The organism is Paenibacillus flagellatus (assembly GCF_003217775.1).
GTDB lineage: Bacteria > Bacillota > Bacilli > Paenibacillales > NBRC-103111 > Paenibacillus_AB > Paenibacillus_AB flagellatus.
In genome coordinates, this window is the sequence record NZ_QJVJ01000009.1 from 272,806 (window position 1) to 297,356 (window position 24,551).

Consider the following 24,551-nt stretch of genomic DNA (forward strand, 5'->3'; position numbering starts at 1 on the left):
TTCATTGTGGTACGCGGGCGAAAACCTCGGAAAGCGAGCGATCGCCCAAGAAACGAAGGAGGCTCTTGAACGATGACGACAACCCCCACCAAACAAGCATTATTGAAACGAATCGAGTGCGCCTATGTACCGGTCGCGGACCCGGCGGCTTCGGCGGCATGGTACGAGCGCGTGCTCGGCTTGAAACTGCGCTCCCCGGTCAAGCCCGGGCGCGGCGCGATCATGATCATGGGCGACGGCCAATGGCTGTTCCTGCTGCCGAGCCCGGGGATGACGCCGCTCACGTTCGAAACGACCGGCTGGGCGGAAGGCGACGAGCCGTTCGAGATGTTCCCGCTTTGCTTCGAGACGGACGATATCCGCTCGCTGTACGCTTCGCTGAAGGAGGCGGGAGTCTGGGTGGAGGCCGACATTCGCGACGAGGGCGGCTGCGGACTGCAGCTCGACTTCAAGGATCCGGACGGCAACAAATTCCAGGCGTGGCAGCGGCCGGCGCAATAGGAAGGGGCGATTCCGATATGGCGTATCCGAAGACGATTGGAAGCACGCTGACCGTCTTTCTCGTCAGCGATGCGGCGCGTTCGCAAGCGTATTACCGGGACGTGCTCGGCTTTAGCGTCACCGATTGGTGGGCGGAGCGGGACGGACTGAACGGGCTGGCGCTCAAGCTGCTGCAAGCGGCGAAGCCGGAGGACGTCCGGCCGAATGCGCCGGCCGCCGGACAGTCCGTCGGAGTGGACGTTTATGCTTATGTGGACACCTGGGCGAAGCTGGAGGCCCTATTCGACGAGTTTAAGGAAAAGGGCGCACCTATCGCCCAAGAGATCGTGACGTATCCGGAAGGCGGGCCGTGGAAAGAGTTCATCGTGCGCGATCCCGACGGATACGCGATCGCATTCGGCGGCGTGGACGGCCGGCCCGGAGGACGGCGGAGCCCGATCCGTCCCCATATCGGCTCCGTCACGATCGCCGTAAGCGATCTCGGGCGGGCTGCCGAGCGATATGCGAGGTTGCTTGACCTGAACGTACCCGGGCCGGATCGGGTGCTGGGGCGTTCGCACATGCTGACGTTCGAAGCCGGCTCGGACCTGACGCTCGTGTCGGAAGTCGAGGATGGCGGTTCGGGAACGGAACATCCGTTGTTCACGGTGTTCACCGACGACATCGGGGGCGCGCGCGATTTTGCGCTGTCGCTCGGATTCGAGGTCGAATCCGGGACCGGGTATGCGGGAGTGGCCGGGACGGATGCGGGGGGGCTTCTCCTCCGCGACGAAGACGGCAACCGACTGCTCGTGGCGGGGCTGCCCGCCGGCCGATAGGAGGAGAAAAGGATGCGGCAAACGGAAGACATTCAAATCGTGACCGTACCGGCCTTTCAGGCGCTGGCGGTCCGCACGGGGACGACGCCCGACAAAGGCGGAACGAGGGAGGCATGGCGAAAGCTGACGGAGGCGATTCCGCCGGACGATGCGCGATGGGCCGATACCGGCGACGTGTGCGTGTTTATCCCGCAGCGGCAGTGGTCCCGGGAAGTGGACACGCTATGGGTGGGGATGGCCGTTCGGGAATTCGGCGACGTCCCCGACGGGGTCGAGCGGATCGACTTCCCGGAATCGCTCTGCTTGAAGGCGCGGGTGTACGGCGACGAAGCCCGGATGAACGAAACGTACGGCGCCGTATTCGGCTGGCTGGAGCAGTCCGCCGAATACGAATTGGACGACCGGGAAGGCGTCCTGGGGATCGAAGCGAACCGGCTGACGCCGGTTAACCCGCTTACGGTTCCCTACGAATCGATCCGGACGTTCGACTTCGACATGCTGTACCCGGTGCGCAGACGGGGGGCCTTATGAAGTCGCTCTCTCGGCAAATCCGGTTTTCCGGCATGCATGCTTCCTCGATCGGGGCGATCGTGTCGGCTTTGAACTATTACGGAACGGACGTGTCGCCGGCTTGGGTGTTCGGCATGACCGGCCACGCGTTTCTGACGGTCGTCGACGAGCGGTTGTCCGATCCGAATGTCGGTCTTCCGGAGGAGACGATGTTCAAGCTGTCCGGCCATCTCGGAGCGAATGTCGAAGGATTCGATGCGATCGCGGCCGGCGGGACGTTCGAGACGATGCAGCGCGAGGCGTGGGAGAAAGCTCGGACCGCGATCGACAAAGGGTATCCCGTATTTGCCAAGGAGCTCGATCTGGGCAACGAAACGTCGCTCGTATATGGCTATACGGACAACGGGTACCGGACGTTTTCCTGGCATTCCGGGAACGGACACGAAGGAGCGGACGACGACATCCCGTGGACGATGCTCGGCCGCAACTACTGCCCTTGCCGGATGTGCAGGGGGCGACCGCCCGGACCGAGCACGGACATCTATCTGGGAGGCCCGAAGGACGGCGGGTTGATTTCGCTGCATTGGGTTACGCTGAAGGGAGAAGCGGACGGCTGGACCGCTCTCCGCGAGGCGGTCCGTTTCGCGGCGGCGTTCGGCAAAACGGGGCCATACCGATACGGGCACGGGACGTTCTACGCCGGCCCGCGCGCCTACGACCGCTGGATCGAGGCGGTTCGCGACGGGACGATAACCTGTTTGCATATGGGCTATTTCGCCGGGATCTGGCACGAAAGCCGTCATTACGCCGTCGACTTTCTGCGGGAGGCGCAAGACCGGTTCGTCCCTCTTGCCGGCTTGCTCGGGGAAATGGCGATCGTCTACGAGTCGATCCGCGACGATTACCGCCGTCTGGTCGAGGCGTTTCCTTGGCGGCAGCCGGAGGACCCGATCGGAGCCCATCCGGAGCGGCAGCAAGCGATCGACCTGCTGACTCGCATCCGGGATTCGGAGCTGGAGGCGTCGCGGTTATTGGACCGGCTGAGCAAGGAGCTTGAAGGAAGGGGATAAAATGAGAACGAATCGATTGGGTTCATCCGAGCTGATCGTCGGCGAGATCGGATTGGGCTGCATGTCGCTCGGGACCGACGAGCGCGAGGCGGTGGCTCTTATCCATGAAGCGCTGGAGCGCGGCGTCAATTTCCTCGACACGGCCGATTTGTACGACTACGGGCGCAACGAGGAGCTTGTCGGCAAGGCGATTCGCCATCGGCGCGCCGACGTCATCGTGGCGACGAAGGTCGGTAACCGCCGGGAGGCGGGCCGGGAAGGCTGGACGTGGGATCCGTCCAAGGCGTATATCAAATCGGCGGTCAAGGAGAGCTTGCGCCGGCTCGGTACCGATTACATCGATCTGTACCAGCTGCATGGGGGAACGACGGACGATCCGATCGACGAGACGATCGAGGCGTTCGAGGAGCTGATCCGAGAGGGATGGATCCGGTATTACGGCATTTCGTCGATTCGTCCGAACGTCATCCGGGAGTATGCGAAGCGGTCCCGGATCGTATCCGTCATGAGCCCGTACAGCGTGCTTGACCGCCGGCCGGAGGAAGAAACGCTCCCGCTGCTCGCCGAGCGAGGGATCGGTCTGATCGCCCGCGGGCCGCTGGACAAAGGCATTTTGACCGATGCCGGCGCCGCGAAAGCGGACCGGGACTATTTGGACTACAGCCGGGAGGAGCTTCTCGCGGTTCGAGCCCGGCTGGTCGAGCTGGCGCGCGGTTCTCGGAGCCTGACCCATCTGGCGCTGCGCTATACGCTTGCCGATCCGGCGGTGGCCGTCGCCATTCCGGGCGCGCGCACGTTGGAACAGCTGCTCGACAATATTGGCGCGAGCGAATCGCCGCCGTTGTCGGAAGAGGAGCGGAAGGCGATTCGGCGGATCAGCAAAGCGACTCGGTACACGCAGCATCGATAAAGCCGTAAAGACGGTCCGAAGCGGGCGAAAGAAGCCCCTTCGGGCCGTTTTGTCGTCTTGTCGCCGCTTCCTCCGAGTCCAGCCATGACCGTAATATCGGCAGGTACCGGAAGACGAGGGGTTACTCTTGACGATAAAACGGATCCGCAAAAGGAATTTACCGAGCCTTCGATATGATAATGGAATGCCGAAGGATGCCTGCCTATTGGTCATCGCCCACCAAAAAAAACCAAAAAAACTTCGACAACATTCGACTAATCACGGGAAGCTGGAAAGGGTTGCATGGTATAATGTGAGTAGCGATTATGGCGCAAGTTGTCGTTTATCGAAGGAGATGACGAGAGTGAACATTTTGTTTCTATCTACCAGCCACAACAGCATGAGCCAGCGGTTGTACGTCGAACTGACGGAACGCGGTCACGACGTGACGGTACATACGGTAACGACCGATCAAGCGATGCTCGAAGAGATCGAGCGGGTTCAACCGGAGCTGATCGTGGCTCCGTTTATGAAAACGCTCATTCCCGAATCGATCTGGACCTCGTACACCTGTCTGGTCGTCCACCCCGGAATCAAGGGCGACCGGGGCCCCAATTCCCTGGATTGGGCCATCATGGAGAATCGATCCGAATGGGGCGTCACGGTTCTTCAGGCGACGGCCGAAATGGATGCGGGCGACATTTGGGCTTCGGCCCGTTTCCCGATGCGACCGGTGAGCAAAAGCCAGCTGTACCGCCGCGAAGTGACCAACACCGCAGTCCGGTGCGTGCTTCAGGCTCTCGATTCGATGGCCGATCCGTCGTTTCGTCCGGAGCCGCTGGACTACGCCAGACCGGACGTCGAGGGGCGGCTTCAGCCGAAGCTGACGCAGCGCGAAAGGAAGATCGATTGGAACGGATCGACGGAACAAATCGCCAGAACGATCCGGGCGGCGGACAGCCACCCCGGCGTGCTGGACGAGCTGTACGGGGAGGCGTTCTACCTGTTCGGAGCCCACGAGGAAGACCGGCTCAAAGGGACGCCGGGCGAGCTGCTGGCGGTGCGGGACGGCGCCATATGCCGGGCGACCGGCGACGGCGCGATATGGATCACGCACCTGAAGCCGAAGGGCGGGTTCAAGCTGCCGGCTGCGCTGGCGCTGAAGGACAAGCTGACATCCGTTCCCGAGCTGCCGCTATCCCCTTTCGAGCCCTGCGAGGGCCGCACGTTCCGGGACATTTATTACGAGGAAGCGGATCGAATCGGCTATCTGCACTTCCCGTTCTACAACGGCGCGATGTCCACCGACCAGTGCGAGCGGCTGAGACGGGCCGTGGCCGAGATCAAGAACAGACCTCCCAAGGTACTCGTCCTGATGGGGGGAGAGGACTTCTGGTCGAACGGGATTCATCTGAACGTCATCGAGCATGCCGAAAGTCCCGCCGACGAGTCGTGGGCTAACATTCAAGCCATGGACGATCTGGTCAAGGAAATCCTGCTGGCCGACGAGTTTCTGACCGTCTCCGCGATGCAGGGCAATGCCGGCGCCGGCGGCGTCATTCTGGCTTTGGCCGGCGATTACGTCTACGCCCGGGAAGGAATTGTTCTTAACCCGCACTACAAAAAAATGGGGGGGCTGTACGGTTCGGAATACTGGACGTACTTGCTGCCCAAGCGGGTCGGCCGCGAACGGGCGCTGCAGCTGACCGAGCAATGCTTGCCCGTCGGAACGGCGGCAGCAAAAAGAATGGGCCTCATCGACGACGCATTCGGGGAGACGGGGGACGCGTTTGGCCGGACCGTATCGCAGCTGGCCCGGGAGCTGGCCCGTCGGCCGGACTACGATCGGCTGTTGGCCGACAAGCGGGCGTCCCGCGAGCGGGATGAGCGGACAAAACCGCTGCAGCAATACCGGGATGAGGAGCTGGCCCGGATGTGGGACAATTTTTACGGCAGCGACAAGTCGTATCATGCGGCCCGACGTCATTTCGTGTACAAAATTTCCTGCATAAGCGACACGCCTGCGCCTATGGTATCCGTATCGCGATAAACCGGAGACGGTCCGACGAGAAAGGAGGGGAGTACCGTGCAATTGGAAGGAAGCTACAACATCTACATCGTGGCGCTTTCGGCCGTCATCGCGATACTGGCTTCGTTTTCCGCCTTGAGCATAACCGCCAAAATATCCCATTCCAAAGGAAGAAGCCGTTATTTCTGGCTGCTCGCCGGCGCGCTCGTCATGGGAAACGGCGTCTGGTCCATGCACTTTGTCGGCATGCTGGCGTTTCACCTCCACGCGACGGTCAAGTACGACGTTTGGCTGACGCTGTTGTCTATGGTCGCCGCCGTCATTTCGTCCTTCATTGCCTTTTACATTACCGCGCCGAAAAACATTTATTGGTACAAAATCGCCATAGGCGGGTTTATTATGGGCAGCGGCATCGTCACCATGCACTATATGGGCATGGAAGCGATGATCATGCCGGTCGAGCTGTCCTACGATAAGGGGCTCTGGATCCTGTCGGCGGTTATCGCGCTCGTCGCTTCGTATGCGGCGCTGTTTCTTTTTTTACGCTTCCGGAATCAGGCTTCATCCAGCTGGTTAAAGTGGATGTCCGCATTCGTGATGGGGTTCGCCATTTGCGGGATGCACTACACCGGGATGAAGGCGGCCCGGTTTCACGCGCACGAAGGCCCAATGTCGGACCATCTCCCGGGAGTCGACCTGTTTTTGCTGTACGGTGTCACCGTCACGATTTTCATTATTTTGATGGTTTCGTGGGGAGCCATGTTTTTCGATCGTCACGTCCTGGAGCGGATGGCGTACGAGGATCCGATTACCGGTCTTCCGAATCGCAACGAAATGAACCGGTTTTTCGATACGCATCTGGGCAACGAAAGCATCGGCGTCCTGTTTTTGGATCTCGATCAATTCAAGGCGATCAACGACACGCTCGGCCATAATTTGGGCGATTTGCTGGTCCAGGAAGTGGGCAAGCGGCTCGGCGAATTTATTCGCAGCGATCAGCAGGCGTTTCGGATCGGGGGGGACGAGTTTCTGCTGGTCGTCAAACGGTGCGACCGGGAACGGGCGGAGCGGCTGGCGGAGCAACTTTTGAAAAGCATCAAAAAAGGTTACCGGATCGAAGGGAACGAGCTGTACGTCACGGCCAGCATCGGGATCAGCATCGGCTCGATTCGGGAGGCGGACCGGGCGCACCTGCTCAAAACGGCGGACACGGCGATGTACAAGGCGAAGCGACTGGGAAAAAACCAGTACTGCGTCTACACGGAGGAGATGGGCACGCAAGAGGTCCGCAAAATGGAGCTGGAGAAAGATTTGCAATGGGCGCTGGAGCAAAAACAGTTTTTCCTCGTGTACCAGCCGAAGTGGAACGTGAAAACGAACTCGCTGTTCGGATTCGAAGCGCTGCTTCGCTGGCATCACCCCCGGCTGGGCAACGTGTCGCCGGTCGAGTTTATCCCGATCGCCGAAGAAACGGGGCTGATCGTGCCGATGACCCTTTGGACGCTGGAGGAAGCATGCCGGCAATGCAAGCAGTGGAAGTCGCAGGGCATCGACCAGCCGGTTTCGGTAAACTTGTCGGTGCGCTTGTTCCATACCGACAGCTTGACGGAGTGGGTGCAGGCCATCCTCGAGAAGGTCGAGCTCGAGCCGAATGACTTGGAGCTGGAAATAACGGAGTCCATGGTGCTGCACGATATCAACGACATTATTCGGCAGCTGAACAGCATCCGCAAGCTGGGAGTGCGCGTGTCGATGGACGATTTCGGCACCGGCTATTCCTCCATCGGTTTGTTGGACCGCATCCCGATCGATGCGCTCAAGCTGGACCGGCTGTTTACGAACGACCTGGATACGCCCGGCAAGCGGGCGATCGTTCACGCCATCGTGCTGATGGCGGAAAACTTGAAGCTGGACGTGATCGCGGAAGGCGTGGAGCATAAGGAGCATATCGAGTTTTTGACTCAGCTGGGCTGCTATGTCATGCAGGGCTATTATTACGCAAAGCCGATGACGCAGGAAGAAATCGGGCACTGGATTCGTCGTCAGTATGAGAACGTGAATGAATAGTTCTTTCATCCAATAGAAGTAAAAGCGATGGAACCGGATAGATCGGTTCCATCGCTTCATGTCATGCCCTCCAACCGTTTACCGCAAAAATGCTTTAGACGGATCATCGTATTTCATGGTGTAACCCTCCGCTTTCCATCGGCCCCCTAACGATCCGCCGGTCCCCACATCTTGATTTCATCGACCTGAAAGTGGGGGATCCACAACCTCCCCGAATGCTTCGCCTCCCTCGGCGTGCTCGCACAAGCGCCGGAACAAGGTCGGTCCCTCGATCAGCTCCCGGTACGTCCCGCTCTCCGCAATCGCGCCTTCCCGCATGACGAGAATGCGGTCGGACCGCTTCGCGATCGAGAGGCGGTGCGTGATGAACAGCAGCGTGCATCCTTTCAGGCGGCCGGTCAAGTTGCGCAGCAGCCGATGCTCGGTGCCCATGTCGAGCGCCGACGTCGCTTCGTCCAAGATCAGGACGGACGGCCTGCGCAGCAGCGCCCGAGCGATGCTGATCCGCTGCCGCTCCCCGCCGGACAGCTGCAAGCCCTGCTCGCCGACCCGGGTGAACCAGCCGTCGGGAAGCCGGGCGATCCACTCCTCCAATTCGGCCAGCCGGACGGCTTCGCGAACCGATTCGGGGTCGGCCCCTTCGCTGCCGTAAGTCACATTGTCCCAAATCGTGCCGCTGCGCAGCATGACGTCCTGCGTGATGCACAGGAGACGGCGGCGCAGCCAGTCCGAATCGACCTCCGCCAGCGGGATGCCGTTCAAGCGGACGGTGCCGGAGTCGGGCTCGTGCAGCCCGAGCAGCAGATCGGCCAATGTCGACTTGCCCGATCCGCGGTGCCCGACGACCGATACGACGGAGCCCGGTGGAAGAACGAAGCTGACGTCGCGCAGCGCCGGCCGATCTCTTCCGTCATAACGGAAGGACAATCGGTCCGCCTCGAGCGTAAACGGCCCTTCGGGGATCGCGCCGGCGTCCTTGAGCGCGACCGGATGCGCGATTTCCGCGACGCGGTCGACGGCCGGCAGCGACTTGATAGCGGTCATCGCCATGTTGACGAGCTGGATGCCGAACGGGCGGAGCCAGTTGTAGACGGCGACAAAGGCGACGAGCGATCCGACGGTCATGCCTCCGTGCAGGACGAACCAACCGCCGGCCGCGTACATCAGAACGAGAAAGCCGGCATTCAGCGCGGCGTTCGCAACGTTCACCCGGTGGTCGGTCAACGCGCCGCGCCGGGTATGGCTCCATTCCTGCCGAAGACATTCGCGAACGGCGCCGAGCGCCTTCGCCTCCTGTCCGGCCGATTTGAGGTAGGCCGCCGCGGACACGATCTCGCGCACCGTCTCGGCGACGAGCGAGTTATGGCGCGCCGTCTCCGCCGCCCTCCGCTTCACGCGACGGCCGAGAACGGCCATGAGCGCCGCTTGTCCGGCCCACAACACCAGCACGACGGCGCCCAGACCGGGATGCAGGTCAAGCAGCAGCGCCGACCCGGCCGCGATCGTCACGACATGGAACAGCGTGAATCCGATATGCCCGTTGACGAGATCGGTCAACGTCCGGGTATCGTCCAGCATGCGCGTCAGCAGATCGCCCGTTCGGCTTCGCCGCAGCGTATCGAGCGATAGGCGTTGAAGGCCGTCGTACAAGTCGGTGCGCCCCTTGCCGGACAACGTCAGCATGAATCGGCCCAACACGTTTTCCACGACGATCAGGGCGCTTCCCGTAATCGGTGCGGCGACCATGCAGACGGTCACCAGCGCAAGCCACGTCCAATCGCGCGCGGGCAGCACCGTTTCCAGCACGTATTTGGACAGGAGAGGAGGGAGCATATACAGCAAGCTTCCGATCACGTTTTTCAGCAAAATGAACAGCAAATTCGGCCAACGCGGCGCCAAGCTCGCCCGGGCGTACGCCCAAGCGGCTGACCGGCTACCGGTCGGCGGCGGGTGCAAGCTCTCGCTCAAGGTCGCGTCCTCCTTCCGGCGATTCGTACGGAACCTGTTCCTGGTCGTCCGCACCGGCGGACGATTCGCGTTCCCGGCGCCACAGCTCCGCGTACAGCCCACGCTTGCGCAGCAGCTCCTCGTGGGTGCCTTGCTCGACCAGCTCTCCGCGATCGAGGACGAGAATCCGGTCGGCGAGCGCCGCGCCTCTCAAGCGGTGCACGACGCTGATCCGGGTGATGCCGCTCGCATGGGCGTTCAGCGCCTCGTACACGCGCGTTTCGCCGGCTTGATCGAGCGACGAGGTCGCTTCGTCCAGCAGCAGCATATCCGGCCGCTTCACCATCGTTCGGACAAGGCCGACCAGCTGCTTCTGCCCGCCGGACAGCCTCGACCCTCCCGATCCGACGTCCGAGTCGTACCCTTCCGGAAGCATCGATACGATATCGTCGGCCCCGAACGCCGTCATCCACCGGTCGAGCTCTCCGCGCTCCGCCTCGGCCAAGTAGGTCAAATTGCGGTACAGGCTTCCTCCGAAAAGGGCGCCCTCCTGCATGACGTATCCGACTCGCGTCCGCAAATGGGTGGCGTCCAGCTCGCGAAGCGGCTCGCTTCCGATGAAAATGCCGCCTTCGGACGGCTCCCGCAGCCGCACGAGCAGTTGGAGCAGCGTACTCTTGCCGGCGCCGCTCGGCCCGACGATCGCAACATGCTCCCCCGGCGCGACCGAGAACGTGAGGCCGCGCAGCAGATCGCCCCGCTCTCCGACGACCCGGACGTCCCGGAACGACACCGGGAGACCGCGAAAATCGGCCGGCCGCCGCAAGCCTGGCCGCAACCCGGGCTCCTCCGGCAGACGGGAATAGTCGAGAATGCCGGCGATCCGCACCTTGATGTCGGCAAAGCCGGAGTACAGCTCAAAAAACGTGCGCGCAGGCGCATTGAGCGCCGGGACGAAGGCGAGGACGGTCACCAGCTGGCCGACGGACGCTTGTCCGGCGATCATCTGCCACCCGGCGAACAGGAAGACGAGCGCCGGCGCGAGCGAGTCCGGGATGCGCGGAAACGTCCGGTACCAGCTGTCGACGATGCCTTCCCGGTAATTCAGGTCGGCCCAGCGGCTTTGCTCGGCCTCGACCGATTCGCGTTCCCGGCGCTCGGTTCCGTACAGCTTGATCTGCTTGACCGTCTCGAGCTTCTCCAGCAAGCTTTGCCGAACCCGGGCGTCATGGGCGACGAGCTCGCGGCGGGCTTGTCCGCGCTTGCGGCCGAATATCCGGACGGGGACGAACAGGACGGCATAAGAGGCGACGAGCGCGACGGCGAGCCAGACGTTCCAGCGGGCGATCACCGCCAGCGCCATGCAGGCGAGCAGCAGCTCCTGGGCGAAGCCCGGCAGGACGGCCAAGCCGAACCGCTGAATCGTCCGCGTATCCTGCGTGCACCGCTGCAGCAGCTCTCCCCTCGGCGTCTTGGCGAAAAAATCGGCCGACGTCCGCATGACGGCGGATAACGTGTTCTCGGTCAGCTCGTAGGAGAGGCGAACCATCGTTCGCGACGAGACGTAGGCGCGCAGCGCCATGCACAGCTCGGAAGCGAGCAGTGCGGCGAGCAGGAGCAGTGCGGTTCTTGCCAGGCCATCCCCGCCGTGCACCGCGATGCCGTCCATCAGCCGGCCGATCAGCAGCGGCGCGGCGGCCCCGCACGAGGCGGCGGACACGGTCAGCAGCGTGACGAGCGCGAACGCTTGTTTGGACCGGCCGAGCTGGCGGACGAAAAAGACGAACCATTCCGGAAAACGCGGCATTTTGTGTCCCCCTTTCCTTTTCAGCTTCAACTTCTCCTTCACCGCCCCAAATGCTGGAAAGTGCATTCATCGTAGCAGTCCGGTTTCGATAGGGTCAAACGGTAAAAACAAGTGTTCGCTTTTTTTCGTCGGGAACGCGGACAGCATCGGGACGCCGGGGACGAACATTTTCAGAAAACGGAATCTCCCGAATGCTCGTTCGCTCTTCTTTTTTCGGCGGACGGTCGGGCGAGCTGGCGAATACTTTACGCTTTACAGGGAAAGCGGCGGTCTTCTATAATGGTGGAGAAGAGTTCCTTTTTACTTTTGTAATTTTGGAAATAATTTTCGAAAAAGATAGGCTGACGATTCGAGAGGAGAACGAACGATGCAAGCGGATCCGAACATACGCCGGCTGGATACGGAGCAGGTCAACCCGCGTACGCGCGATTTGGACCGGTGTTCCACGCCGGAGCTGCTCCGGCTCATGAACGAGGAGGACCGCCGCGTCCCCGACGCGGTCGCGGCCGCGCTTCCCGCCGTCGCCGAAGCGGTGGAGCGGATCGCCGCCGCGCTGCGGCAGGGCGGCCGGCTGTTCTACGTCGGGGCGGGCACGAGCGGACGCCTCGGCGTCCTCGACGCATACGAGTGCCCGCCGACGTTCGGCACCCCGCCCGAGCTCGTGCAGGCGCTCGTGGCGGGCGGAGTCACGCGGGATCGGGCCGACGAGTCGGCCGAGGACGATCCCGCGCTCGGCGCCGCCGACCTGGCGGCACGCGGGCTGACGGCGGCCGACGTCGTCGTCGGCATCGCCGCGAGCGGCCGTACGCCGTACGTCGTCGGCGCGCTCGAGTACGCCCGGGGCGTCGGCGCGTCGACCGTCGCGCTCGCATGCAGCCGAGGCTCGGCGATCGGCGCCCTCGCCGACCTCGCGATCGAGGTGCCGGTCGGGCCCGAGGCGCTGACCGGCTCGACGCGGCTCAAGGCGGGCACCGCGCAGAAGCTCGTGCTCAACATGATCAGCACGGCGACGATGGTGAAGCTCGGCAAGGCGTACCGCAACTTCATGGTCGACATGCAGCCGTCAAACGGCAAGCTGCGGGAGCGGGCGAGGGGCATCGTCGCGATGGCGACGGGCGCCGACGAAGCGGCGGTGAGCCGGGCGATGGAAGCGACCGGCGACCACATGAAGGCGAGCATCGTCATGCTGCTTGCCGGCGTGTCCGCCGAAGAAGCGTTCCGGCGGCTGGACGAGGCCGGAGGCGTCGTGCGGGACGCCTTGCCGCCGCAGGCGGAACGATAACGTCCGATACGGAAGGGGAGCGTTAACATGGCGCTGATGCGCATTACGGGATCGTGGTTCGACTTTTATCATCCGAATCCGTACGAAGGGGATTGCTGGAACTCGACGACGCAGCGGTTCACCGACGCGGACTGGGACTTGAAGCTTGCGGAGATGGCCGAAGCGGGCATGGACACGCTCGTCCTGCTGAACGTGGCGCTGCACGGAAAAGCGTTTTATCCGTCGGACATCTGGTCGCACCGATGGGATACCGTATGCCCGGATCCGCTGGAAGCGGTGCTGAAGGCGGGCGACCGGCTCGGGCTGACGATTTACGTCGGCAACGGCTTCTACACGACGCCGATCATGGGCAGCTTGTCGACGACCGGCGACAAGTCGTCGCTGCGGTTCGACTTCGCCAAGGAGCTGGCGGCCAAGTACGGCCATCATGCGTCGTTCGCCGGCTGGTATTTGCCGGTGGAGGCGGCGATTTTCACTCACTTCCCGGACCACTATATCGCGTACGCGAACGAGATGGCCGATTTCCTGCGGAAAATCGGTCCGCAACGGGTCATGATCGCGCCGTACGGGACGCGCTCCATTCAGGGGGACGCCCGCTTCGTGGAGCAGCTCCGTTCGCTGGAGGTGGATTATATCGCCTACCAGGACGAGATCGGGGTGGACCGGACGACGTTCGAAGCGGTGGATGCGACGTTCGCCCGGCTGCGGGAGGCTCACGACCGCGCGAACAAGCCGCTCTGGTCCGATCTCGAGCTGTTCCGGTTCGCCGGAAAGGTGCTTCACCCGGGCCCATTCGAAAGGGTGCGCCGCCAGCTGGAAATTTTGTCGAAGTATTCGGATAAAGTGCTATGCTATCAATATCTCGGCATGATGAACAAGCCGGGCAGTCCGGTGCATGCCGGACACGAGACGTCGGTTCGGCTGTACGAAGACTATATGGCCTTCCTGCGCGACAACGGATTGTGGAACGTCGCGGAGCGGGCCGGGACGGAGCGGAATTCATGACACGGAAAGTCGTATTCGGAATCGACATCGGAGGAACGAACATCAAGTCGGGCATCGTCGACGAGGCGGGAACGATTTTGCACGCCGACAATACGCCGACCGACGCGCAAGCCGGACCGGATTCGCTGCTCGGCAAGCTGTACGACATCGCCCGCCGCTACAAGGAGCGGTCCGCGGCCGAGGGCTGGGACGCCCGCGGCATGGGCGTGGCGACGGCGGGCTACGTCCACGCGAGAGAGGGGCGTATCGGCTACGCCACCTCGAACTTGCCGGGCTGGACCGGCGTGCCGCTGCGGGACAACATGTCGCGCGAGACCGGGCTGCCGGTGGCGCTCGTCAACGACGCGCACGCCTTCGCCATCGGCGAGGCGTGGATCGGCGCCGGCAAGACGCTCGAAGGCTTCCTGTGCGTGACGCTCGGCACGGGCGTTGGCGGCAGCTGGGTGACGAAGCACGGCGGGACGTACTTCGGCCGCGACGGCTATGCCGGCGGCTACGGGCATATCGTCATCCGTCACGGCGGGCAGCCGTGCAACTGCGGCTTGAGCGGCTGCTGGGAGCAGTACGCTTCCGTGCGGGCGCTCATGCGGCTCGCCGCCGAAGCCGGCGTCGACGAGTCGGAGACCGGCGGCTCGGCGAAGACGCTGTTCGAGCTGGCCCGCGGCGGTCATCGGACGGCGCTCGAAGTGATCGACCAATATGCCGAGTACGTGGCGCTCGGCATGACGAACCTGATCCATATCTTGAACCCCGAATCGATCGTCGTCGGGGGGGCGGTTACGGCGCAGGGCGACTTCCTGTTCGACCGGATCCGCGCGCAGGTGGAACGGCAAATGATGCCGGCGTACGCGCCGGTCCGGATCGTGCCGGCCGCGCTCGGCGAGCAGGCGGGCTTGGCCGGTGCGGCCAAGCTGGCGTGGCAGGCCGGCGGAGCATAACGGCGATAAACGACGGCAAGAGGCGGAACCGCGCGGAAGAGCGGGGTCCGCCTCTTCGCGTCCCGAAGCGCGTTTGGCGGACCGCCCTCCCTTGTGCTAAGATTTGGGGGACGAGACGGCAGAGAGGATGAATGGACGATGGCGAACATCGCGAACAACTTGACGGAATTGATCGGCAACACGCCCTTGCTGCAGATGAACAACTATGCCGAGCGCAACCGGCTCGGGGCGCGGCTTCTGGCCAAGCTGGAATATTTCAACCCGGCGGGCAGCGTCAAGGACCGGATCGGCTACGCCATGATCAAGGACGCCGAGGAAAAAGGACTGCTCCGCCCGGATTCGGTCATCATCGAGCCGACGAGCGGCAATACGGGCATCGCCCTCGCCTTCGTGGCGGCGGCGCTCGGGTATCGGCTCATCATCACGCTGCCGGAAACGTTCAGCATCGAGCGGCGGAAGCTGCTCAAGGCGCTGGGCGCCGAGCTGGTGCTGACGCCGAGCGCGGAAGGGATGCAGGGTGCGATCCGCAAAGCCGAGGAGCTGGCGTCGCAAATCCCGAACGCGTTTATCCCCCAACAGTTCAACAACCCGGCGAATCCGGACATGCATAAACGAACGACGGCGGAAGAAATATGGCGCGACACCGACGGCGAAGTCGACATTTTCGTCGCGGGGGTCGGAACCGGCGGCACCGTGAGCGGTGTCGGGGCGGTGCTGAAGCAGCGCAAGCCGTCCGTCCGCATCGTCGCGGTCGAGCCGTTCGATTCTCCCGTGCTGTCCGGCGGGAAACCCGGGTTTCATAAAATTCAGGGCATCGGCGCCGGCTTCGTGCCGGAGACGTATGACGCCTCGTGCGTCGACGAGATCATCAAGGCGCCGAACGAGGAAGCGTTCGAGACGGCGCGCCGGCTCGCCCGCGCCGAAGGACTGCTCGTGGGCATTTCGTCCGGGGCGGCCGCCTGGGCGGCGACGGAGCTCGCGAAGCGGCCGGAGAACGCGGGCAAGACGATCGTCGTCCTGCTGCCGGATACCGGCGAACGGTACTTGTCGACGACGCTGTTCCCGGACGAGTAAGGGCGGGACCCGTGCTTGGCATGGCGGTAAAACTTGCGGTTTCGGCAGGTGGAGGAGTCCGGCTTGAGGCCGGACTTCTCTTTTTTTGTCGCAGAACGATCGAATAATAAAAGGCCCAAGCCGGTAAGCTTGGACCTGAAGACCTACTCTACTCGTATTCCAACAAGCGCAGAGCCGCCGTCAATCGGCTGTCCCTCGCGGCTTACACCGCACTGATGACCGGCCAATCCAGCTCGATGCCCTCGCGCACGAGATGCGCTTGGAAATCGCGCAGATGCGACTCCGTATTGCGTACCTCGCGAGGCGTCAGCCCGCGATCGAGGCAATAGGCGGCGAGATGGCCGGCCGCTTCGCCGACGTTCCACTCGACCGGATGAAGCCGGTAGCAGCCGTTCGTCAAATGGGTGACGCCGATATTTTTGCACGCCGGCAGCAGGTTGTCGACCCGAACCGGAATGAGGCTGCCAAGCGGAATTTGGAACGGCAGGCTCGGGATGTAGAAGCCTTCGCGACCGCCGGTCGTCGGATGCAGGTCGATCCGGTAGCAGCCGATGCCGACCGAGTCGGCGAACTTCTCCGCCTGCCGGCCGGGGCCGCGGACGTCCGGGCTGATATGCTGCTCCAGCACCGTGAACTCGGCGCGGATGCGGCGCGATTCGCGGATGTACGGCGCCTTCGCCAAGCCGTCGGCGGTGCCGACGACGTCCTTGCGCAGCCGCAGGCCGGGATAGCCGAAGCCGCCGTCGGGGCGGGGCGCCTCCGTCTGGAGCCAGTAGAGCAAGCTCAGGCTGAGCTGCTTCGCGCGCTCCAGCTGGCGGTCGCGCTCCTCCTCGGCGACGTCGATGATGCTGCCGAGCCAATAGTCGTTTTGCGGCCAGTTGACCAGCGTAATGTCGCTGTCGAACGTACCGGGGATGAAGTTCGCCTTGTCGATGACACGCCGGTACTCCCACAGCGAGAAGACGCCCGGCGTCGGATCGCGGAACAGGCTGAACGATTGGAAAGGGCTCAAGTTCGACGTCGCCCAGCTGAGCATGACGTCCTTCATGAACGGCGCCTTATACGTCTTCCACTCGTCGTAATCGCGCGGCTTGGCGATCGTATGATCCTCGCCTTCGCGGTAGTCCAGCGCGAAGACGTACGTGAACGCCTGCATGTCCTGCGGCTCGGCGTCGCCGTCGAGCGCGTTCGGCTCGCCCGTCTCGCTTTTGGACTCCGCCCCGGTGACGTATTCGACGCCGGCAAGCGGGAGGACGTCGCCGCATTCCGTCGCGTCCAGCACGTATGGCGCGCGGAGCGTCAGCTCCTCCCCGGTCGGGGAGAGGCGGACGGTGACGCTCTCCACCCGGTTGCCGTCGCTCGTCGCCGCGACCGGCTTCGCGTTCACCAGCAGCTCGATCCGTCCGCTCTGCACGTACGGAGCCATCATGTCGTGCAGCACGGCCAGCGCGGCGCGAGGCTCGACGCACAGCCGGCTGACGATGCCGTTGCCCGGGTCGAGCCGGGGGTTCGCGGCGGCTTCCGGCGTAAGCGGGAAGTTGCGCTTATAGTACGCCCGCACGTTGTCGCGGAACGTCCGGTACGTGCGGGTGCAGCCGAATTGCTCGATCCACCGGTGCTCGTCGGGCGGCACGGCTTGGCTCGTCACTTGGCCGCCGATCCAGTCGGTTTCTTCCGTCAAAATGACGCGTTTGCCGGCTTTGGCCGCGGCCATGGCGGCCGCGCAGCCGCCGAGACCGCCGCCTACGATCAGAACGTCGGCGCTTATCGGTTGTCGCATCGAATCCACGTCCTATCGCGAGGAGGCCGTCCGGTCCAAATACCGGCCGAGCCGTTCCGCATATTTTTGGGTAATGAACTGGGGCCGCGTGATGGCTCCTCCGACGACGACGTACTCCGCGCCGGCCTCCATCGCCTCCTCGGCTTCCGCCGGGCTCCAGATGCGGCCTTCGGCCACGAGCGGCTTCGTCAGCTTGCGGGCGAGCTGGCGGACGAGCTCCAGGTCCGGGCCCTCCTGCTTCGGGCTGTAAGGCGTGTAGCCCGACATCGTCGTCGAGATCAGATCGGCGCCGAGCGATTCCGCAAGCACGCCTTCCTCGAAGGTGGAGATGTCGGCCATGACCGCGACGCCCGCCTCATGGCAATGGCGAATGAGCGGCACGACTTTCTCGGCGCGGTCTTCGCGGTTCGTCATATCCATGGCGACGACGTCGGCGCCGGCTTCGATGATCGCCTGCACGTCGACGAGCTCCGGCGTGATGTAGATGTCCGAGCCCGGAATATCGCGCTTCAGCAGCCCGATGACCGGCAGCTTCACGACCGCCTTGATGTCGCGAATGTCGTCCGGCCCGTTCGCCCGGATGCCGATCGCGCCCCCGAGCTCCGCCGCCTGCGCCATGCGGGCCATCGTTCCTTGCCAGTATAACGGTTCGCCGGGAAGCGCCTGACACGAGACGATCAGCCCTCTGCGTGAAAATATCGGTTTCATGGTGAGTACACTCCTTCAATTTATCGTATGGGACGATTGCGCTTACCGGTTAGCGGCTGCCGAATCCGCGAGCGGATCAAGCCCGATGCCGCACAAAATGCCGGCGAACGTGGCCGCCTTCCGGAACGTCGTCGTCACCGGGGAACGTTCGGGATCGTCGGATTTTACTTTGGGTCGGAAGTAGGCGATGCCTTCGCGGTCGAGCCCTTCTTCGATTTCCGTCAGACGCCGCTCCACGTAAGCGTTCGCCTCCGGCATATGCGGCACGCGCGAGAACGCCAGGGAGATCTCCGCCACGTTCGGCCAATCGCGGCACCACCACGGCGCTTCGTTGTCGTCGTTAGGCCCGTCCTGCAGCGCTTGGAGAATAATGGCGGACGCCTCCTCCTCGATGCGCAGCCATCTCGAACGAAGCGGCTCGGGCAGCAGCGGCAGCAGCGGGTGCGCGAACGCGATGATCGTCGCTTGGTAGGCGACGCTGTTGCCCATGCCGACCGAGCCGTCCCACTGCTCCGTATACGGCCACCAGCCGGGAGAGTGTTTGCCGAACCGGTCGGCGACGTGGGCGACGGTCCGTTCGATTTGCTCGAGATAGACGGGGCTGCCCGTCAGCTCGTAAGCCCGGCCGAGCGTGTGCGCGGCGTAAATGTCGCCGTTCAGCACGTCGTGCATGCGGGCGTTCGGATTTTTATAGATCGCGCCGGGCTGCTCCTCCGCCACCTGCGTGAGCAAGTAGTCGGCGGACCGGACGAGGCTCGTCTTGGCGGCTTCGTTGCCCGTAGCCCGATAGACGTGATACAGGCTGTTGGCCGCGGCTCCGATCTCGGCGATATCAATGGTGCCGGATTCGCCTTTCTTGACGTAATACGGCTGGCCGAAGGCGCCGGACGGCAGCTGGCGGTTCAGCACATCGTCGATCAGCTCGGCCGCCTTCTCCAGATCGGCCGCTTCCCCGCCCAGCACGTACAGGCACGCGGCTTCGGCGGTCGTGCAGCAGCTGGCGCGGTCGCCGAGCTCGTCGTCGAGCACGTACAGCCGGCCGGACTCGTCGCGCCGGAGCAAGCTGTCCAAATATGTTTTCAATGTCGCGGCAATCGATGCGACTCGCTCCATCGGAGAGATCACCTTCCGTCTTGAAATGGGATGCAAAAGGAACTACAATGATTATATCATAATTATGGAGAAAAGTTCCCTTTAAGTTCTCTAGTATGAAGAAAATATTCATTAAGTTCCGGCGCGGTGCGTTCCGTTCTCTGCCATTGACACGGCCTTCCGCCCTATATTATAATTTTCGACACTATACGACGCAGTTCTGCCACGGCAACGGATCGGGAGACTGCTTCTTTTTTTGCAAGCGATTCCGTATCACGATACAGAGAAACAGACGGTGGAAACAACCGGTACGAACGCGAAAAGGGGGATCGGCCGATGCGGCTGTTCAAGCGGACGACGTTCAAACGAAAACTGTACGTATATTCGCTCCTGCTGTACATCGTGCCGGTTCTCGTCCTCGGCACCGTTTCTTCGACGATCGCTTCCCGGATGGTGCAGGAGGAAGTGGATCACAACCATCAAATTATTTTGCGGCAAATCCAGTTCCAGGTCGATCGCTTTTTGCAAACGCTGGAGAAAGCGTCGATCGAGCTGGCCAACAGCACGGTCATCGAGAAATCGGTCGAAGCGGGCCCGTCGATCCAGACGTACGACCTGACGATGGACATGATGGAGCTGCTGCAGAAGCAGCGCAATTTCTCGGAAATCCAGTACGACGTCTCCGTCATTTATAATCGGTATCTGAAAGTGTATTCGAGCCGGAGCGGGCTGATCGACTTCAGCGATTTCGCCTACGCCGATATCGCGAGGCAGCTGAGCGACAGCGCGAGCGGGCCCGTCGTCATCTCGCCGAAGACGTACCCGTACCAGAACGAGCTGCTCGTCATCCGGCCGGTGCCGCTCTTTTACGCCGACCGCGCCAACGGCTACATCATGCTGCACGTCCAATCGTCGAAGCTGACGTCGTTCGTCCAGGGCGTCCAGCTCGGGGAGCGGCGGAAGCTGCTCGTGCTCGACGAGAACGGAACGGTGGTCGCGAGCCATAATCCGGCCGAGATCGGCACCCGGATTTATTCGTCCGAGCTGTACCGCTATTGGAACGACCCCCAGCAAGCGACGGCCGAGGTCGAGCTGGACGGCGTCTCGTACCAAGTGTCGATGGAGCGCTCCATGTTCAACAACTGGACGTATCTCGCCTTGACGGAGAGCACGCTGCTGACCGGCAAATCGCAGCGTATCCAGACGCTGACGTGGGTTATCGTCGCGGCGCTCGTCGCGCTCTGGATGCTGATCGCGCTTGTCGGCGCCCGGTCGCTGTACAATCCGATCCAGCGGCTGTCGGCGAAATTTTCCGGCGACGGCCGCGGCGGCAAATCGCCGCGCGACGGCTTGGAGGCGCTCGATTCGTTCATCCATCACGTCGTCATGACGAACGACCGGCTGCAGCACAAGCTGAACGAGCAGCTTCCCTACTTGAAGGAAACGGTGTTCCAGCAGCTGCTCCGCGGCGAGATGGACGATCGGGAAATTCGCGAGAAAACCGAGCAGTACGGTTTCCCGCTGAAGGGCAACTGGTTTTGCGTCTGTCTCGTCGACGTCGACGAATTCGGCCGCTTCCGGCAGACGTACCGGGAGAAGGACCGTTCTCTCATGCTGTACGCGCTTCGCAAAATGTGCGAGGAGCTGTGCGAGGAGCTTCCGCAGGCGTCGTGCATTACCGCGGCCCCGCTGCCGGGTCAAGTCGCCATCATTATCGGACTGGACCGCGTGAGCGACGGCATCGAGCGGAAGGTGACCGAGATGGTGGCTCAAATCAACGGCAAAGTGCGCCAATACTTCCAGTTCACCGTTACCGTCACGCTCAGCGACCCGGTGAAGGATTACCGCGGCATCAGCGACGCGTACCAGCAGGCGCTCGAGCTGCTCAGCTACCGGCTGCTGCTCGGGCACAGCCAGCTGATCACGAACCGCGACCTGAAGCCGTCCGTTCAGCAGTCGCGCACGACGATCGTGAAATGGCAGAAGCGGATCGTTTCGAGCATCGCGCAAGGCGACTTGGAAGGGGCCGCCGCCCAGCTCGACGAGATGATGAGGCTCGTGCCGCTGTATGTGCAAAATTCCGAGACGGTGCTCGGCCTGTTCGCTTATTTGATCGGGGAGCTGGACGTGCTCATGCAGGAAATCGGACTCGACCCGAAGACGTTTTTCCCGGACGACCCGTATAAGGAGCTGTATGCGAAGACGAGCCTGGACGAGGTCAAGGAATGGCTGACGGGAGCGATATTCCCGGCGGTGGCGCGCCATATGGGCGGGCTGCGGATGTCGAAGCAGAAGGCGCAAATCCAGCAGGTGCTCGCGTACATCCACGACCATTACGATACCGACCTGTCGCTGCAGCAGGTAGCCGAGCGCTTCGGGATGTCGCCTTCCCAATTGAGCCGGTCGTTCAAGGAAGAGACGGATACGCATTTCGGGGATTATTTGATCCATTACCGGATGGAGAAGGCGAAGGAGTTCCTCGTTCATACCGACATGCCGATCAAGGACATTTCGGAGAAGCTGTGTTACACGTCGGTGCAAAACTTTACGCGCATTTTCAAGCAGACGGTCCAAATCCCTCCGGGGCAGTACCGGAAGCAGTTTCGGGACGCCGACTACGAGGCGGGAGCGGCAGAAGAGGACGAGACGTCTTAAAAGCACGGCGGACGACCTGAGCGATAATGCGAAGGATAGCAGGATGAAGAACCGGGGGTGGAGGCTCCCGGTCATTCGCCGTTTCCCGCCTCCAGCGGAATCGTCCAGTCGGCGCCCGCGACCCACGTCCGGTCGGCGAACTCGCGCCCGCGTACACGCACCTTGTCGGCGTACACTTCGACAAACAAGCCTTGGGCGATGTCCGCATTCGCCGCCTGCGGCGCGGACGATTGGGGCTGCCGGCTGCGCGCCTTGCCGACCGACGAGTTGTTGAAGCCGTGAAACGTCTCCCGAACGTAATGCGTGCCCGAGTCGAAGGCGAGATGGTTGTGGCCCCAAAAGACGAACACGTTCGGATACGGCTTCAAAATATCGCGGAATTCGATCGCACGTATCAGTTGGTGGGCGCCCCCGTCGCGCCCGGCGGGCGGCAAAGGCTGGTGGATCATGACGAAGACGGGCTTGCCGCCGGCAGGCTCCGCCATGGCGCGCCGGAACCAGTCCATCTGCTCGTCGGAATACCAGGCGCCTTCGCTGACCTCCGGTTTTTCCTGCACGTATGTCTCCTGCGACAGCAGCACGATATGGTGTCCCTTCAGCCAGACGTCGTGGTACGGCTTCTTCAAGCCGAAAAACGACAGGAACGCTTCCCGCGACATGGCGTCCGACTTGCCGTTCGGCGCCGTTTCCTTGCTCCAGCCGCCGTTTTCGTTGATCCAGATGCTGTAATATTCGTGATTGCCCATATTCGCATAAATCGGCGGCAGCCGCTTGAAGTCGTCCAGGATGGAGCGAAGCTCCGCATAATCTTTCTCCGTGGCCGACTCCGTCGCGTCGCCGGTCACGACGATCGCCTCGGCCTTGGAGCCGAACGTCTCGATGTCGGCCAGCGCCTTGCGCAGACGGTCGCCGGGCGTGCGGAACCCCGCGTTGACGTGCAGGTCGCTCAGGATGAAGAAGGAGAGCAGCGCCCCGTCGTTCGCCGACACGTCCGTCGGAGGGTGCAAAGCGATGCCGGCGTCCTGAGCGACGCGGCCCCCTTGCCGATTTTCCCATTTCCAAAGACCTAGCCATGCGGCACCCGCCGCTGCGGCAACCCCTGCCAGCCAACGCAAAAACGCCCGTCTCCCCATACCGTCACCACCCGCCGTAACGGACCGATTTCCGGTCCTTCTCTTTGTCTTTTATTATATCCGCATTCGCGAAGGCGTGAAAAGCGCGGGCCGGGCGGGAACGCGACGAAACCCGCGCCGTTCCGCCGCTTTCCGGCATTCGACGGTTTTATCTTTTCGTGCGTTCCGTTTATCTTTTGCGTTCCGGCAACTGATAATTGCACATAAAAGCGCGGCGCGGGTATGCTACGGACATAGACATCCAGACCGACGAAAAAGGGGGACGAACGAAACAAATGAAAACGGAGTCAGTGGCATCGCCGCCGATCGGGTCGAACGTCTCGGCCTGGAAACGGCTGCGGTCCCGATTGTGGAAAGACCGATACTTGCTGTTGCTCGGGTTTCCGGGGTTGGCTTACTTCCTCGTCTATAAATACGCTCCGATGTTCGGCTTGTACTTGGCCTTTGTCGAATTCAACCCGTTCCAGGGCGTATTCGGGAGCGAGTGGGTCGGCCTTCAGCACTTCCGGCGCATTTTCGAAGACACCGAAGTGACCCGGGTCCTGATCAATACGTTGTACTTGTCGTTTTTGCAAATCGCGTTCGCCTTCCCGATGCCGATCCTGTTCGCGCTCATGCTGAACGAGGTTCGCAACCAGGTGTACAAGCGGGTCGTGCAGTCGATCATCTATTTGCCCCACTTCTTGTCGTGGGTCGTCGTCGTGGGCATTTGGATCATTTTCTTCCGCGGCGAGGGGCTCGTGAACGTCTTTCTGAAAGAAGCGTTCGGGATGGACCCGGTTCCGTTCATGACCGATCCGGCGTTTTTCAAGCCTATGGTCGTCACGCAGGTCATCTGGAAAGAAGCGGGTTGGGGAACGATCATCTTCCTGGCCGCGCTGGCCGGCGTCAATCCGAACCTGTACGAGGCGGCCGTCATGGACGGCGCGGGACGGTTCCGCCAAATTTGGCACATTACGCTGCCCGCGATCCGCTCCACGATCGTCATCATGCTCATTTTGCGTCTCGGCACGGTGCTGGACAGCGGCTTCGAGCAGGTGTTCCTGATGCTCAACCCGTTGAACGAAGAAAACCAGAACGTGCTCGACACCTTCGTCTTCTTCAAAGGGATCGAGCAGTCGGACTACAGCTTCGCAACCGCGGTCGGCATGTTCAAGGGCGTGGTCGGACTCGTACTCGTCATGGCGGCGAACCAGCTCGCCAAAAAATTCGGAGAGGAAGGCGTATATTGACGCTTTCGGATAGG

The 24,551-nt window shown here is 62.4% G+C and carries 19 protein-coding genes; 13 read left to right on the plus strand and 6 right to left on the minus strand.

Features of this window, described 5'->3' with window-relative positions; genetic code table 11:
• Positions 1 to 72: 72 nt before the first annotated feature.
• From DLM86_RS20770 to DLM86_RS20800, 7 genes are all read left to right on the plus strand, one after another.
• Complete coding sequence (locus DLM86_RS20770) at positions 73 to 501, plus strand: VOC family protein (protein WP_110841973.1); 429 nt, start codon at positions 73 to 75, stop codon at positions 499 to 501.
• A 17-nt stretch (positions 502 to 518) separates the two neighbouring features.
• Positions 519 to 1,319 (plus strand): VOC family protein, encoded by an 801-nt coding sequence (locus DLM86_RS20775; RefSeq protein ID WP_110841974.1) that lies wholly within the window; start codon positions 519 to 521, stop codon positions 1,317 to 1,319.
• 12 nt (positions 1,320 to 1,331) lie between these two features.
• Complete coding sequence (locus DLM86_RS20780) at positions 1,332 to 1,850, plus strand: GyrI-like domain-containing protein (protein WP_110841975.1); 519 nt, start codon at positions 1,332 to 1,334, stop codon at positions 1,848 to 1,850.
• Complete coding sequence (locus DLM86_RS20785) at positions 1,847 to 2,899, plus strand: cysteine peptidase family C39 domain-containing protein (protein WP_110841976.1); 1,053 nt, start codon at positions 1,847 to 1,849, stop codon at positions 2,897 to 2,899. The genes DLM86_RS20780 and DLM86_RS20785 overlap by 4 nt, the downstream gene beginning before the upstream one ends.
• A 1-nt stretch (position 2,900) precedes the next feature.
• Positions 2,901 to 3,809 carry an aldo/keto reductase gene (locus DLM86_RS20790; protein ID WP_110841977.1) on the plus strand — a complete coding sequence of 303 codons (909 nt, stop codon included), beginning with the start codon at positions 2,901 to 2,903 and terminating at the stop codon, positions 3,807 to 3,809.
• 343 nt (positions 3,810 to 4,152) lie between these two features.
• Entirely contained in the window at positions 4,153 to 5,838 is a 1,686-nt protein-coding gene (locus DLM86_RS20795) for a hydrogenase maturation protein (RefSeq protein ID WP_110841978.1), read from the plus strand.
• A gap of 42 nt (positions 5,839 to 5,880) precedes the next feature.
• Positions 5,881 to 7,884 carry a bifunctional diguanylate cyclase/phosphodiesterase gene (locus DLM86_RS20800; protein ID WP_110842085.1) on the plus strand — a complete coding sequence of 668 codons (2,004 nt, stop codon included), beginning with the start codon at positions 5,881 to 5,883 and terminating at the stop codon, positions 7,882 to 7,884.
• Positions 7,885 to 8,061: 177 nt separating this feature from the next.
• On the opposite strand, the gene DLM86_RS20805 is transcribed toward DLM86_RS20800, so the two are convergent.
• The gene (locus DLM86_RS20805) at positions 8,062 to 9,852 is read right to left on the minus strand and encodes an ABC transporter ATP-binding protein (protein ID WP_110841979.1); all 1,791 of its coding nucleotides are present in this window, start codon (positions 9,850 to 9,852) and stop codon (positions 8,062 to 8,064) included.
• Entirely contained in the window at positions 9,818 to 11,638 is a 1,821-nt protein-coding gene (locus tag DLM86_RS20810; protein WP_158289593.1) for an ABC transporter ATP-binding protein, read from the minus strand. The genes DLM86_RS20805 and DLM86_RS20810 overlap by 35 nt, the downstream gene beginning before the upstream one ends.
• Before the next feature lie 367 nt (positions 11,639 to 12,005).
• On the opposite strand from DLM86_RS20810, the gene murQ reads away from it, so the two are divergent.
• The 4 genes from murQ (at position 12,006) to cysK (ending at position 15,937) form a co-directional block, all read left to right on the plus strand.
• Positions 12,006 to 12,920, plus strand: a complete 915-nt coding sequence (gene murQ / locus DLM86_RS20815; protein ID WP_110841981.1) for an N-acetylmuramic acid 6-phosphate etherase — start codon at positions 12,006 to 12,008, stop codon at positions 12,918 to 12,920.
• A gap of 27 nt (positions 12,921 to 12,947) precedes the next feature.
• Entirely contained in the window at positions 12,948 to 13,925 is a 978-nt protein-coding gene (locus DLM86_RS20820; RefSeq protein WP_245954769.1) for a DUF4434 domain-containing protein, read from the plus strand.
• Positions 13,922 to 14,863 (plus strand): ROK family protein, encoded by a 942-nt coding sequence (locus tag DLM86_RS20825; RefSeq protein ID WP_110841982.1) that lies wholly within the window; start codon positions 13,922 to 13,924, stop codon positions 14,861 to 14,863. Before DLM86_RS20820 ends, DLM86_RS20825 begins: the two co-directional genes overlap by 4 nt.
• A 138-nt stretch (positions 14,864 to 15,001) precedes the next feature.
• Positions 15,002 to 15,937 carry a cysteine synthase A gene (gene cysK, locus DLM86_RS20830; protein ID WP_110841983.1) on the plus strand — a complete coding sequence of 312 codons (936 nt, stop codon included), beginning with the start codon at positions 15,002 to 15,004 and terminating at the stop codon, positions 15,935 to 15,937.
• Between the two features lie 202 nt (positions 15,938 to 16,139).
• Here the strand turns inward: cysK and DLM86_RS20835 are convergent, their stop codons facing one another.
• From DLM86_RS20835 to DLM86_RS20845, 3 genes are read right to left on the minus strand one after another with little or no spacing between them, the layout of a single operon-like run.
• Positions 16,140 to 17,717 (minus strand): FAD-dependent oxidoreductase, encoded by a 1,578-nt coding sequence (locus DLM86_RS20835; RefSeq protein ID WP_110841984.1) that lies wholly within the window; start codon positions 17,715 to 17,717, stop codon positions 16,140 to 16,142.
• 12 nt (positions 17,718 to 17,729) lie between these two features.
• Positions 17,730 to 18,425 carry an N-acetylmannosamine-6-phosphate 2-epimerase gene (locus DLM86_RS20840; RefSeq protein ID WP_110841985.1) on the minus strand — a complete coding sequence of 232 codons (696 nt, stop codon included), beginning with the start codon at positions 18,423 to 18,425 and terminating at the stop codon, positions 17,730 to 17,732.
• A gap of 42 nt (positions 18,426 to 18,467) precedes the next feature.
• Positions 18,468 to 19,538: a glycoside hydrolase family protein gene (locus DLM86_RS20845; RefSeq protein ID WP_110841986.1), complete on the minus strand. Its 1,071-nt coding sequence runs from the start codon at positions 19,536 to 19,538 to the stop codon at positions 18,468 to 18,470.
• A gap of 315 nt (positions 19,539 to 19,853) precedes the next feature.
• Here DLM86_RS20845 and DLM86_RS20850 point away from each other — a divergent pair, with 315 nt between their 5' ends.
• The gene (locus DLM86_RS20850; protein ID WP_110841987.1) at positions 19,854 to 22,172 is read left to right on the plus strand and encodes a helix-turn-helix domain-containing protein; all 2,319 of its coding nucleotides are present in this window, start codon (positions 19,854 to 19,856) and stop codon (positions 22,170 to 22,172) included.
• A 71-nt stretch (positions 22,173 to 22,243) separates the two neighbouring features.
• Here DLM86_RS20850 and DLM86_RS20855 read toward each other — a convergent pair whose 3' ends face one another.
• Positions 22,244 to 23,287, minus strand: a complete 1,044-nt coding sequence (locus DLM86_RS20855; protein ID WP_342773102.1) for a metallophosphoesterase family protein — start codon at positions 23,285 to 23,287, stop codon at positions 22,244 to 22,246.
• A gap of 293 nt (positions 23,288 to 23,580) precedes the next feature.
• On the opposite strand from DLM86_RS20855, the gene DLM86_RS20860 reads away from it, so the two are divergent.
• Entirely contained in the window at positions 23,581 to 24,537 is a 957-nt protein-coding gene (locus tag DLM86_RS20860; protein ID WP_110841989.1) for an ABC transporter permease, read from the plus strand.
• Positions 24,538 to 24,551 lie beyond the last annotated feature (14 nt).

Bases quoted from the DNA above. Each gene is read 5' to 3' on its own strand.
- DLM86_RS20770 (WP_110841973.1), top strand. From the start codon at position 73: ATGACGACAACCCCCACCAAACAAGCATTATTGAAACGAATCGAGTGC.
- DLM86_RS20775 (WP_110841974.1), top strand. From the start codon at position 519: ATGGCGTATCCGAAGACGATTGGAAGCACGCTGACCGTCTTTCTCGTC.
- DLM86_RS20780 (WP_110841975.1), top strand. From the start codon at position 1,332: ATGCGGCAAACGGAAGACATTCAAATCGTGACCGTACCGGCCTTTCAG.
- DLM86_RS20785 (WP_110841976.1), top strand. From the start codon at position 1,847: ATGAAGTCGCTCTCTCGGCAAATCCGGTTTTCCGGCATGCATGCTTCC.
- DLM86_RS20790 (WP_110841977.1), top strand. From the start codon at position 2,901: ATGAGAACGAATCGATTGGGTTCATCCGAGCTGATCGTCGGCGAGATC.
- DLM86_RS20810 (WP_158289593.1), bottom strand. From the start codon at position 11,638: ATGCCGCGTTTTCCGGAATGGTTCGTCTTTTTCGTCCGCCAGCTCGGC.
- murQ (WP_110841981.1), top strand. From the start codon at position 12,006: ATGCAAGCGGATCCGAACATACGCCGGCTGGATACGGAGCAGGTCAAC.
- DLM86_RS20820 (WP_245954769.1), top strand. From the start codon at position 12,948: ATGGCGCTGATGCGCATTACGGGATCGTGGTTCGACTTTTATCATCCG.
- DLM86_RS20825 (WP_110841982.1), top strand. From the start codon at position 13,922: ATGACACGGAAAGTCGTATTCGGAATCGACATCGGAGGAACGAACATC.
- cysK (WP_110841983.1), top strand. From the start codon at position 15,002: ATGGCGAACATCGCGAACAACTTGACGGAATTGATCGGCAACACGCCC.
- DLM86_RS20835 (WP_110841984.1), bottom strand. From the start codon at position 17,717: ATGCGACAACCGATAAGCGCCGACGTTCTGATCGTAGGCGGCGGTCTC.
- DLM86_RS20840 (WP_110841985.1), bottom strand. From the start codon at position 18,425: ATGAAACCGATATTTTCACGCAGAGGGCTGATCGTCTCGTGTCAGGCG.
- DLM86_RS20845 (WP_110841986.1), bottom strand. From the start codon at position 19,538: ATGGAGCGAGTCGCATCGATTGCCGCGACATTGAAAACATATTTGGAC.
- DLM86_RS20850 (WP_110841987.1), top strand. From the start codon at position 19,854: ATGCGGCTGTTCAAGCGGACGACGTTCAAACGAAAACTGTACGTATAT.
- DLM86_RS20860 (WP_110841989.1), top strand. From the start codon at position 23,581: ATGAAAACGGAGTCAGTGGCATCGCCGCCGATCGGGTCGAACGTCTCG.